Origin of the sequence: Paenibacillus pinisoli (assembly GCF_003605435.1) — a bacterium.
GTDB classification, from domain to species: Bacteria; Bacillota; Bacilli; order Paenibacillales; family Paenibacillaceae; genus Pristimantibacillus; species Pristimantibacillus pinisoli.
Genome location: NZ_QXQB01000001.1, coordinates 434616 through 446909 on the forward strand (window position 1 = coordinate 434616; position 12294 = coordinate 446909).

The following is a 12294-nucleotide window of genomic DNA, read 5'->3' on the forward strand; positions in this document are numbered from 1 at the left end:
CTAGATCAACCCTTCCATGAGCCTTACCGTAACCCGCTTGTCCGTTATGTTCACATCAAGCACCACTTCATCAATAACCGGGAGCAGCAGCTGCTTGCCCTTCGACTTCGGACGGTCGACGACCCACACGTCATTGGCGCCGGGGCTTAGAATTTCGGAGATTGCTCCAAGCTCTTCGCCATCCTCTGTTACAACGGCGCAGCCGATAATTTGATGGTAATAATATTGGCCATCCTCCAGCTCGCCTTGCTCGGTCTCCGATATTTTCAGCAGCCAGCCCTTGTATTTCTCGACATCGTTAATATTGTTGAAGCCGTCCAGCTTGATCAGATAGACATTCTTCTGCTCTCTGGAGCTCACAATCTTAACTTCGCGGGACTCGCCGTTCTCTTCATTGACCATCAGAAGCTTGCTGCCGGAAGCAAAGCGCTGGTCCGCGAAATCCGTCTGCGGGAGCACCTTCACATCGCCCCGGATGCCGTGCGTATTGACGATTTTCCCTACTGTATACCATTTTCCGCTCATGCCATCATTCCTTCTTTTCATTGGTTATAGCTATTATAACACGACAAAGAGGGTCAGGACATTCGTCCCAACCCTGAAGATGCAGTCCATTATGAAAGTATATCGACGATGACGCGTTTGCTGGATTTGACAGAGGCGGAGGTAACGACTGTACGCATCGCTTTCGCAATCCGTCCTTGCTTACCGATAACCTTGCCTATATCATCGGGGTGAACCGACAACTCGTAAACCGTGCTGCGTTCATCTTCCTTCACGCCGACCCGCACTTCGTCCGGATGATCCACTAAAGCCTTCGCTATGACAAGAATTAATTCTTTCATCACAAAGCCCTCCGCTCTTCAACCGTTACTTCTGTTGCTTAAGCTCATGGAACTTTTTCAAAACGCCAGCTTTGGAAAGCAGGTCGCGAACTGTGTCGGAAGCTTGCGCTCCAGTTTGAAGCCATTTCAGAGCTTTCTCTTCGTCGATCGAAACTTGAGCTGGCTGTGCAACCGGATTGTAAGTGCCGATTTCTTCAATAAAACGTCCATCACGCGGGGAACGGGAATCCGATACCACTACGCGGTAGAAAGGAGCTTTGTGAGCACCCATACGTTTCAAGCGAATACGTACTGCCATTATCATTCACCTCCTTCGAAAAATGAACTTGCCTCTATCTAGACATTAAAACGGGAATTTCATCTTGCGTCCGAGCATGCCCTTCAGGCCCTTCTTGCCGCCCTTCGGCCCTTTCGGTCCCATCATGGACGAGAATTGCTTCATCATCCGGCGCATATCGTCGAACTGCTTGATCAGGCGGTTCACTTCGACGATGGTCGTGCCGCTGCCTGCGGCAACGCGCTTGCGTCTGCTGTGATTCAGAAGCTCCGGCTTCTGCTTCTCTTCCTTCGTCATGGAGCGGACGATCGCTTCGATGCGGCCGATCTGCTTCTCGTCCACCTTCAAATCCTTCATGCCGCCTTTCATCTTGTTCATGCCTGGCAGCATATCCATGATCTGATCCAGCGGGCCGAGCTTGCGCACTTGCTCCATCTGGTCCAGGAAGTCGTCAAAGGTAAATTCCGCGGTGCGCATCTTGCGCTCCATCTCCGCCGCTTTATCCGCGTCGATGCCTGCCTGCGCCTTCTCGATAAGCGACAGCATGTCGCCCATGCCGAGAATACGGGAAGCCATCCGCTCCGGATGGAACGGCTCCAAGGAGTCGATCTTCTCGCCCATTGCGGCGAATTTGATCGGACGGCCCGTAACCGCCTTGACAGACAGCGCCGCGCCGCCGCGCGTATCGCCGTCAAGCTTTGTCAGCACGACGCCGCTTAGCTCAAGCTGATCATGGAAGCTCTGCGCGACGTTGACCGCATCTTGACCGGTCATGGCGTCGACGACGAGGAGAACCTCGTCCGGCTTCACATGCTCATGGATGCGCTTCAGCTCATCCATAAGCTCTTCATCGATATGCAGACGGCCTGCGGTATCGAAGATGATGTAGTCATTGCCGTTATCCTTCGCATGCTGGAGGCCAGCCTTCGCGATCTCAACCGGAGAAGTCTTGTCGCCAAGGGAGAATACCGGCGCGCCGATCTGCTCGCCCAGCACCTGCAGCTGCTTGATCGCGGCGGGACGATAGATATCGCAGGCTACCAGAAGCGGCTTATGGTTGCCCTTCTGAAGCAGCTTCGCCAGCTTGCCTGACGTCGTGGTCTTACCGGCGCCCTGCAAGCCGACCATCATGATGACGGTCGGAGGCTTGTTCGCCTTGGCGAGCTTCGCCTGCGTGCCGCCCATCAGCTCCGTCAGTTCCTTGTTGACAATATCGATGATGACCATCCCCGGCGTGAAGCTCTTGGACACGTCAAGACCGATTGCTTTCTCCTTCACCTTGGCGATGAAGTCCTTCACGACTTTAAAGTTAACATCGGCCTCCAGAAGCGCCAGGCGAACCTCTCGCATCGCGTCATTGACATCGGCTTCGCTTACCTTGCCTTTGCCCTTCAGCTTGCTGAACACATTCTGAAGCCGATTGCTTAAGCTTTCAAATGCTGCCATGAACTCTCGCCTCCTTCTCTTGCCGTTCCTTCCGCCGCCCGAAACTGCTCGATGGCGTCGATGATCGACTGTTTATCCCATTCATTCGTCACGATAGCCTTCACGTCGCGCTCCAGCTTGTCCGTCATCTCCATCAGCCGCTCATGCTTCGCCAGAAGAGCAAGCTTCTCTTCGTAGCTCTCAAGTATAGCCTCGGCACGCTTGATGTTGTCGTAGACCGCCTGGCGGCTAATCCCGAACTCCGATGCGATCTCGCCAAGCGAGAAGTCATCGTGATAATAATAAGTAAGTATAGTACGCTGCTTATCGGTAAGCAAGCTCTCGTAGAAGTCGAACAGCAAATTCACTCTTGTCGTTCTGGCTAAGGCATCCGGCGTATGCTCCTTCATCCCTTCGCCTCCTTCTTCGTCTTGCCGCATAATACCGTCAAGGAAAATCCCTTTACACTATTGCAACGACTCTTATCATACATGATGGCGAATGCCCTGTCAAGCAATTAACCTTGTCACTTCTCAAATCATGCTTTTAGATAGAAAACGTCCAATAACGGACCGGAATCGGCCGTCATTGGACGCAAGGCGCATGCTTTAGTTTGCAGCCGGAGGCTGCTCCTCTGTCTCGCGGCTGATCAAGCCGGCGAACAAGGCGTGTACGAATTGCTCGGAATCAAAGGTTTGCAAATCGCCCATCTTCTCGCCCAGGCCTACCAGCTTCACCGGCAGATTAAGCTCATTGCGGATCGCAACGACAATACCGCCCTTGGCTGTTCCGTCCAGCTTCGTCAGAACAAGTCCGGTAACGCCGCTCTTCTCGCCGAACAGCTTCGCTTGGCTGAGCGCGTTCTGGCCCGTTGTAGCATCCAGCACCAGAAGCACTTCATGAGGCGCTTCCGGCAATTCGCGCTGAATAACCCGGAAAATTTTGTTCAGCTCTTCCATCAGATTGCTTTTGTTCTGCAATCGTCCCGCAGTGTCGCAAAGCAAGACGTCAACCTTGCGCTGCTTGGCCGCCTGTACGGCATCGAACATAACGGCAGCAGGATCGGCGCCTGACGATTGCTTGATGACGTCTACGCCTACACGCTGTCCCCATACTTCCAGCTGCTCGATCGCGCCTGCGCGGAACGTATCGCCAGCCGCCATCAAGACGCTCTTGCCTTCACTCTTGAATTTATGCGCCAGCTTGCCGATCGTTGTTGTCTTGCCGACGCCGTTGACACCAACGAATAGAATAACGGTAATTTGCCCTGTAGGCGCCATGCGAAGCTCCGCATGATCATCTCCCTTAAGCAGCTCGACCAGCTTCTCCGACAGCACCGGCTGCAAATCTGCCGCTTCCTCGATTTTGCGCTTTTTCACTTCAGCGCGCAGCTCGTCGATTAGCTTCATGACCGTATTGACGCCTACGTCAGCGCCAATCAGAATTTCTTCCAGTTCCTCGTAGAATTCCTCGTCAATCTTCTTGCGGCGTGTAATCAGCTCCTCGACCTTCTCTACGAAAGCCGTGCGCGTCTTCGCCAATCCTTCTTTAAATACGTTCGTGACCGCTTCCGTCTTGGAAGCGATGCTTTCCTTCAGCTTTTTGAAAAAACTCATCCCAGCCGTTCCTCCTGACCTTTCCTAACCTGCATATATAGTTTCAATTAAGCCGATACCGGCTCTCCCTCTTCTTCCAGGCGTACGGACACGAGCTTCGAGACGCCGCCCTCTTCCATCGTAACCCCGTAGAGCACATCCGCTTCCTCCATCGTTCCCTTGCGGTGGGTGACGACGATGAACTGCGTCAACTCCGAGAACTCGCGCAAGTATTGCGCAAAGCGGGATACGTTCGCTTCATCCAGTGCGGCCTCGACCTCGTCTAGCACGCAGAACGGCACAGGCTTCACCTGCAGGATCGCGAACAACAGCGCAATCGCCGTCAGCGCCCGCTCGCCGCCGGAGAGCAGCTGCAGGTTCTGCAGCTTCTTGCCTGGAGGCTGTGCCACGATATCGATACCGGTGTCAAGGACATTGTCCGGGTCAACCATAACAAGATCAGCCCGTCCGCCGCCGAACAGCTTGGAGAATACAACGACAAAATGTCCGCGAATCGCTTCGAAAGTCGTCCGGAACCGCTTCGACATCTCTTCGTCCATCTCTTTGATAACCTGATAAAGCGCCGTCTTCGCATCGATAAGATCGTTCTTCTGCTCCGACAGGAATTCATAGCGTTCCTTGACGCGTTCATATTCCTCGATTGCGCCCAGGTTAACCTCACCCAGCGCGGCAATCTGGCGCTTCAGGTCGCGAACCTCATTCTGGGTGCCAAGCACATCCTCCGGCACCGGGTATTGCTCCTTCGCCAGTTCAAAGCTAAGCTCGTATTCCTCGCTCAGCTTGCGGAGCAGGTTGTCCAGCTCCACGTCCTGCCGGTTGACGGCAATCTCGGTGCTTCGCATCTGATCCTCTACGGCGCGAAGCTGGGCGCGCTGCTCCTTCGTCTCGCTCTCGCCTTGCTCCAGCTCCGCAATGCGCTGCGCTCTTGCAGCACGCTTCAGATCCGTCTGCTCGGCGCAGTTCGCCTTCTTGATGCGCAGATGATTGAGCTGCTCAATCTGGGCCACGCTCTCCTCGGCATGTCTTGCGATCTCTTCCACCTGCTGCTCCGACAAGGAGCGCAGACCCGCCAGCTCGCTCTTGGCACGCTGAATATCGCTTCTGACACGGCTTGCTTGATCCTCGAAGCTGTGCTTCTCTTGATCGGTCTTCGCCACCGCGATCTTAATATCAGTCAGTTGTCCCTGCAGCTCTTCCTTAGCCGTCTCACTCGCCTTGCGGCGCTCTTCGGCCAAGCGAATCGCTTCCTGCAGCCTGGCCTCGTCCAGCGTCAATTGCTCCAGACGCTGCTCCGCCGCAGCCGCCATCTCTTCGATCTGCTCCTGCTCTTCCGTCTGGGAGCTTCTCTCCGAGGATGATACAGCGCTTTGCTCTGACAGCAGCTTCGCCTCAGAACCAAGCTGCTGCAGCTCCGCCCGGATGCCCTGCTCCTGAATACGCGTCTGCTCCGCTTTCTCGCGCAGCTCTTCCATATCCTGCGAGCGGATGGAATGCTCCTTGCGCAGATCGCTGAGCCGGTTCTTCAGCTCCGCAACCGTTGCTTTCGCATCCTTGATCTCCTGGTCTAGCGCTTCGATCTGCCGTCCTCTTCCGAGCAAGCTTGCGCCTTTCTTCTGCAAGCTGCCGCCCGTCATCGAGCCGCCGGCGTTGACGACATCGCCTTCCAGCGTCACGACGCGGTAACGGTACTGGCACTTTGAAGCGATGCGGTTCGCCTGCTCCAGTGTCTCCGCGAGCAGCACGTTGCCAAGCAGGTTGTTCACGATCGCCTGGTAACGGTCATCGCAGCCGACCAGATCAGCTGCAACGCCGACAAAGCCTTCGACCGAAGCGGCCGTCCGTTTGTCATGCTCCGGCACCATCCGGCCCCGGATAACATCCAGCGGGAGGAAGGTTGCACGGCCAAGCTGCCGCTGCTTGAGGAACGCAATCGCCGCACGAGCGGTGCGCTCATCCTCCATGACGACATGCTGAAGCGCGCCGCCAAGCGCTGTCTCCACCGCAATCTCAATGCGCTGCGGCACCCGAATCAGCTCGGCGACAGCGCCGTGAACCCCTTCAATTGCGCCGGAGCCGCGGCGTGCAGACTTGAGCACTTCCTTAACGCCCTGCATAAAGCCGTCAAGCGCGTCCTGCATTTCCTTCATCGTATCGCGACGGGAAATATGGCTGTCGAGCCGCTGCTCCCACTTGCGGATAGCCGTCATGACTTCATCCAGCTGAACAGTGAGCCCCTTCGTCGCTTCCGATTGCTCCAGCATGCGGTTCCGAATCGAACCAAGAGACTCCAGCGTATCGGCCAGCGACTGCTCCAGCCCGCTGCGTCTCTCGTCGAGACGGGCCTTCTGCTCCGTCCACTTGGATTCGTCCTCGCTCAGCCGCTCCATGCGTCGCTGTAGCGTCTCCCGCTGCTGCGACGCATAGCGGATTTCATTGCGATGCTGCGCCATCGCGCTCAGTACGTCCAGGAGCTCGCTCTTCAGCTTCTCCTCCGCATCCACCACTGCGCCGCCTGCGACTCCAATGAGATTCGCTTCTTCGGCAGCCAGCTTGGCGCGAAGCTCAGCAAGCTCCAGCTCCAGCGCAGCGGCGCGGCTGCGATACTCCGCTTCCTCTTTGACCAGCGCTACGATCCGCTCGTCCTGCGCTGCAATGGATTCCTCCAGCTGGCGCTTGTTCTGCTCCAGGTTGCGGCCGCGCTCCTTCAGCACTTCGCCGTAGCCCTCGCATTTCTCCGCGTCTTCGCTGATCTGCAGCATAGACGCATGCAACACGTCGAGCTCCTGTTCGATCTCGCGCAATTGAAGACGGTCCTGCTCCAGATGCGCATCATGCTTGCTGACGACAGTAGACAGCTGAAGCTGCTCCTCTTGAAGCTTCTCCAGCTTGTCCGTCGCCTGCGACCAGGCCTGATGCACCGTCTCTATATTATGTACGTACATCGAAATTTCTTTGGTTTTGAGCGTTTCCTTCAGCGCTTTGAAGTGGATCGCCTTCTCCGACTGCTTGCGCAGCGGCTCGACTTGATCCTCCAGCTCCGACACGAGGTCATGAATCCGAAGCAGATTCTGCTCGGTCTCATCGAGCTTCTTCTGCGCTTCGCGCTTGCGGGACTTGTATTTCACTATGCCGGATGCTTCCTCGAAGATACCCCGGCGGTCCTCGGAGCGCGTACTCAGAATCTCCTCAATACGCCCCTGCCCGATAATGGAGTAGGCTTCTTTGCCGATGCCCGTATCCATGAACAGCTCGGTAATATCCTTCAGCCGGCATGGCTGCTTGTTAATCATATATTCGCTATCGCCGCTCCGGTGAACCCTTCTCGTCACCGTTACCTCGTTATACTCCAGCGGCAGAGCGCCGTCCGCATTATCGAGCGTAAGCGAAACCTCGCCGTAATTGACCGCTTTGCGCGCGTCGCTGCCGGCGAATATAATATCCTCCATCTTGCCGCCGCGCAGGCTCTTGGCGCTTTGTTCGCCAAGCACCCAACGGATGCCGTCGGAGATATTGCTTTTCCCTGAGCCGTTCGGCCCGACCACCGCCGTAATACCGGTTACAAATTCAAGCTCGGTCTTGTCGGCGAAGGATTTGAAACCCGCTAATTCGATCCGCTTCAAAAACATAGTTTGGCTTTCACCTCACCCTACATTGTACCACATAATCGTTATTTGCGTTAACCATTTCCGGCGCTGACAGGAGGGATATCACATCCCAAAAAAAGAGAGACATCACACCTCTCCGATTTCTTGCCAAATCCGCATGTTCCGCTGTAGCCTCTTAATTCTGACTGCCTGATTTTCTTCTCGAAAGCCAGTCCTTAATGAACGTTAACAAGTCCATCTCCACCAGCAAAAAGACCCCTTCGAACCGTTATCCGGCCAAAAGAGGTCTTATCCATCCGATATTGTCGACATCGCAGAAGCCCATAAGCACTCCCGCGTCCACGGCAGCCGCACGATTGGCGCCCTCACGCATCATGGGCGGCCAGCGTATTCCACGCTTCCGCAGCAGCCCGCTGCTCCGCTTCCTTCTTCGTTCGTCCGGCGCCAAGTCCGTACCGTTCCTCGCCGAGACATACCTCAACGATAAACTCGCGGTCATGCGCAGGCCCGCGCTCTTCCACAATGCGGTATTCGACCGGCCCAAGGCCGTTATGCTGCGCTTTCTCCTGCAGCTTCGACTTGGCATCCTTCATGAGCAGGCCAAAATCGTTGGACTCGATGAACGGAAACATATGCTCTTCCAGAAAAACACGCGTCCGCTCAATACCCGCATCCAGGAAGATCGCGCCGATAAACGACTCGAACAAATCCGCCAGCAGCGCTTGCCGGTGCCTGCCTCCAAGCTGCTCCTCGCCCCGTCCCAGCAGCACATACTTGCCCAGCTCCATCCGCTCCGCAAAGTAAGCAAGCGACGGCTCGCAGACGACGGACGCCCGCATCCGGGTAAGCTCGCCTTCAGGCCGCTTCGGATAGGTAGTGAACAAATATTCGGAGACCAATAGCTGAAGCACCGCATCGCCCAAAAACTCCAGACGCTCGTTGTCCTGCACCGAGCCGCGCTTATGCTCATTCACATAAGAAGTGTGCGTGAACGCTTGTCTTAGCAGTCTTGGACGCTTGAAAGCGAGCTGCAGCTTCTGCTGCAGCTCGTCAAAATGTTCATGCTTCATATGCTTTCATGACGATCGTAGCATTGTGGCCGCCAAAGCCGAACGAGTTGGACAGGGCGTACTTCACGTTCGCTTCGCGAGGCTTATTCGGTACGTAATCCAGGTCAAGCTCTGGATCCTGGTTATCCAGGTTGATCGTCGGAGCAATAACGCCGCTCTTCAGCGTCAGTCCAAGAATGACGGCTTCAACGCCGCCAGCCGCGCCGAGCAGGTGGCCCGTCATCGACTTCGTGGAGCTCACTGCTAATTTGTAAGCGTGATCACCAAACGTCTTCTTAATAGCGGTCGTCTCGGATTTATCGCCTACCGGAGTCGATGTGCCGTGCGCATTGATGTAATCAATCGCAGACGGATCGATGCCCGCGTCGCGGATTGCTTTCACCATGCAGCGTGCCGCTCCGTCCGGATCCGGCTCTGTCATATGGTGAGCGTCGCCGCTCATGCCGTAGCCGATAACCTCGGCATAAATCTTCGCGCCGCGCGCTATCGCATGGTCAAGCGACTCCAGCACAAGCACGCCTGCGCCTTCGCCCATAACGAATCCGTCACGGTCGATATCGAACGGACGGCTTGCTTTCTCCGGCTCGTCGTTGCGCGTCGACATGGCGCGCATGGAGCAGAAGCCAGCCATGCCTGTCGGGCGGATCGTCGCTTCCGCGCCGCCTGCCAGCATGACGTCAGCATCCCCGCGCTGAATCATCTTGAACGAATCGCCGATGGAGTGCGTGCCCGTAGCACAAGCTGTTACCGCCGTGCTGTTCGGGCCTTTCGCGCCTGTCAGCATCGAGACTTGGCCGGAAGCCATGTTCGCGATCATCATCGGAATGAAGAACGGGCTGACGCGCTTCGGGCCTTTCTCCAGCAGTACATTGTGCTGATCTTCCCAAGTGCCCAGACCGCCGATGCCGGAACCGATCATAACGCCTACGCGCTCAGCGTCGGCATTCTCGCCGATCTTGATGCCCGAATCCTCCACGGCCAGCTTGCTAGCTACAGCCGCGAATTGAACGAAACGGTCCATCCGTCGCGCTTCTTTTTTATCCAAACCGTAATCTTCGGGATTGAAGTTCTTAATCTCCGCCGCAATGCGCGTCGGATATTCGGAGAAATCGAATGCTTCCACAACGGATACGCCCGATTTTCCCTCAAGCAGGTTCCCCCAAAATTGCTCCAGATCGGAACCTAATGAAGTCATGACCCCCATGCCTGTAACGACAACTCTCTGTTTCATTGCATTCACCTCTGCAGACAGCGATTTAGAAGACCTTGTTGATGAATCTTCCTTCTATATGAAAAGCGGTTAAGCTTTAATAAACGTAGTAAAAAGCGTCGAAAATGTGCTACATGGAGAGAAGTCCCGTATATCGCAACGGGACTTGTCCATCCTTAGGTATGAGATTGTATGTAAGTCACAACTTCTCCCACCGTAGTGATTTTCTCTGCATCTTCATCAGAGATTTCCATATCAAACTCGTCTTCCAGCTCCATGACCAATTCAACGACGTCAAGAGAGTCAGCTCCGAGGTCATCTTTGAAGGAAGCTTCAAGTGTTACTTCTGCTTCGTCTACGCCAAGGCGGTCGATGACAATACGTTTTACGCGTTCTACTACTTCGGACATCCGGTTCACCTCCTCCACCGTATTATACGAGAATTAAATGTAAATTGCCATCTTTACCTTAGCGGGCAAAAGGCCTACATTCACAGGTTCAATGCTACATGTACATGCCGCCGTCCACATGGACGGTCTGGCCTGTCATATAGGCCGCCGCATCGGATGCGAGGAACCTTACCGCATTCGCAATATCAGCCGCGTCGCCAAGGCGCGCAAGCGGAATTCCGGCAGACAGCGATTCCTTCATATCCTCCGGCAGCTTGTCCGTCATATCGGTCTGAATGAATCCAGGCGCGACGCAGTTGACGGTAATGCCGCGCGATGCGAGCTCTCTGGCGCTTGCCTTCGTCAAGCCAATGACGCCGGCTTTCGCCGCGACATAGTTGGCTTGTCCAGGGTTGCCGAGCACGCCGACTACGGAAGAGATATTGATAATCCGGCCGGAGCGCTGCTTCATCATCGGACGCGTCACCGCTTTGATGCCGTTGAACACGCCTTTCAGATTCGTCTCGATGACTTGGTCGAACTCTTCTTCCTTCATCCGCATAATTAAATTATCTCTTGTAATGCCGGCGTTATTCACAAGAATATCCAGCGCGCCAAGCTGCTCGATCACTTCCTTCACCATGGCGTCGAATTCATCGGCTTTGCCGACATTCGCTTTCACGATGATCGCGCGGCGTCCCAGCGCCTCGACAGCGGCAGCTGTCTCCGCAGCAGCGGCTTCGCTGCCGGAATAGTTGATCGCCACGTCAGCGCCCGCTTCAGCCAGGGCAACTGCGATCGCGCGGCCGATGCCCCGCGAAGCGCCCGTTACGAGCGCTTTCTTCCCTTCCAGACTCGCAAACATTAGGATCCCCTCCACCCCTTGCATTAGTTCACCTGCAGCGCATCCAGCGCCGAGATGTTGTTCACCGATATGACACGGACATTGCGGTCGATTTTTTTGATCAGACCCGCAAGCACCGTACCCGAACCGATCTCCACGAACGTATCTACGCCTTGCTCGATCAGATAGCGCACGCTGTCCTCCCACAATACAGGAGAATAGACCTGTTCCACAAGCAGCTCGCGAATTGCGGATGCTTCCGTCGCTTCGCGCGCCGTCACGTTAGCCACGACCGGAACCGCCGCATTAGAGAGATTAACGCCCCCAAGCGCGGCCGACAACTGCTCGGCAGCGGGCTTCATCAGCGACGAGTGGAACGGACCGCTTACTTCAAGCGGAATAACACGCTTCGCTCCCGCTTCCTTGCCGCGCTCCACAACCGCCTGCACGCCTTGCGCCGTGCCGGAGACGACGATCTGGCCAGGGCAATTCACGTTCGCCAGCTCTACCGCGCTTCCTTCTGCTGTAATCGCTTCGCACAAGCTTGCAAGCACGTCGCGCTCTGCGCCGAGCACCGCCGCCATCGCGCCTTGACCGCTAGGCACAGCCTGCTCCATGTACAACCCGCGCGCGCGAACCGTACGAACCGCATCCTCAAAGGACAATACGCCAGCCGCGACAAGCGCGCTGTATTCACCTAAGCTGTGGCCCGCTACATAGTCCGCTTTCAGGCCGCTTTCCTCAAGCAGCTTCAAGTAGGCGACGCTAACAGTCAGAAGCGCAGGCTGCGTATTCGCCGTCTGCTTGAGCGCCTCCTCCGGCCCCTCGAATATAAGCTTCGTCAATTCCATGCCCAGAGCCTGATCAGCCTTCTGGAAAATATCCCGCACATTCTCGAACGCATCGTAAGCGTCCTTGCCCATGCCTACGGCCTGGGCTCCCTGTCCGGGAAATACAAATGCAGTCTTCGCCAACGCGTTTCCCCTCCTAAGCCAATTCCAATACGGTTCAGC

12 protein-coding genes are annotated in these 12294 nt (G+C 55.8%); all 12 read right to left on the reverse strand.

Features of this window, described 5'->3' with window-relative positions; genetic code table 11:
• Positions 1 to 525: a ribosome maturation factor RimM gene (gene rimM / locus D3P09_RS02040; RefSeq protein ID WP_120106748.1), complete on the reverse strand. Its 525-nt coding sequence runs from the start codon at positions 523 to 525 to the stop codon at positions 1 to 3.
• A gap of 89 nt (positions 526 to 614) precedes the next feature.
• A complete protein-coding gene (locus D3P09_RS02045; protein WP_120106749.1) occupies positions 615 to 845 on the reverse strand; it encodes a KH domain-containing protein in 231 nt (76 codons plus the stop codon).
• A 25-nt stretch (positions 846 to 870) separates the two neighbouring features.
• The gene (gene rpsP / locus D3P09_RS02050; protein WP_120106751.1) at positions 871 to 1143 is read right to left on the reverse strand and encodes a 30S ribosomal protein S16; all 273 of its coding nucleotides are present in this window, start codon (positions 1141 to 1143) and stop codon (positions 871 to 873) included.
• A gap of 45 nt (positions 1144 to 1188) precedes the next feature.
• Positions 1189 to 2568, reverse strand: coding sequence for a signal recognition particle protein (gene ffh, locus D3P09_RS02055; protein ID WP_120106753.1), 1380 nt, complete (start codon positions 2566 to 2568; stop codon positions 1189 to 1191).
• Positions 2547 to 2957 (reverse strand): putative DNA-binding protein, encoded by a 411-nt coding sequence (locus tag D3P09_RS02060; protein WP_120106754.1) that lies wholly within the window; start codon positions 2955 to 2957, stop codon positions 2547 to 2549. Before D3P09_RS02060 ends, ffh begins: the two co-directional genes overlap by 22 nt.
• Before the next feature lie 198 nt (positions 2958 to 3155).
• Entirely contained in the window at positions 3156 to 4163 is a 1008-nt protein-coding gene (gene ftsY, locus D3P09_RS02065; RefSeq protein WP_120106756.1) for a signal recognition particle-docking protein FtsY, read from the reverse strand.
• A 47-nt stretch (positions 4164 to 4210) separates the two neighbouring features.
• Positions 4211 to 7789 (reverse strand): chromosome segregation protein SMC, encoded by a 3579-nt coding sequence (smc, locus tag D3P09_RS02070; RefSeq protein ID WP_120106758.1) that lies wholly within the window; start codon positions 7787 to 7789, stop codon positions 4211 to 4213.
• 344 nt (positions 7790 to 8133) lie between these two features.
• Entirely contained in the window at positions 8134 to 8838 is a 705-nt protein-coding gene (gene rnc, locus D3P09_RS02075; RefSeq protein ID WP_120106759.1) for a ribonuclease III, read from the reverse strand.
• A complete protein-coding gene (gene fabF, locus D3P09_RS02080; protein WP_120106761.1) occupies positions 8828 to 10069 on the reverse strand; it encodes a beta-ketoacyl-ACP synthase II in 1242 nt (413 codons plus the stop codon). The genes rnc and fabF overlap by 11 nt, the downstream gene beginning before the upstream one ends.
• Before the next feature lie 155 nt (positions 10070 to 10224).
• Entirely contained in the window at positions 10225 to 10458 is a 234-nt protein-coding gene (acpP, locus tag D3P09_RS02085; protein ID WP_120106762.1) for an acyl carrier protein, read from the reverse strand.
• Between the two features lie 94 nt (positions 10459 to 10552).
• Positions 10553 to 11302 carry a 3-oxoacyl-[acyl-carrier-protein] reductase gene (fabG, locus tag D3P09_RS02090; protein WP_120106764.1) on the reverse strand — a complete coding sequence of 250 codons (750 nt, stop codon included), beginning with the start codon at positions 11300 to 11302 and terminating at the stop codon, positions 10553 to 10555.
• Positions 11303 to 11325: 23 nt separating this feature from the next.
• Positions 11326 to 12255, reverse strand: a complete 930-nt coding sequence (gene fabD / locus D3P09_RS02095) for an ACP S-malonyltransferase (protein WP_120106765.1) — start codon at positions 12253 to 12255, stop codon at positions 11326 to 11328.
• Between the last annotated feature and the right edge of the window lie 39 nt (positions 12256 to 12294).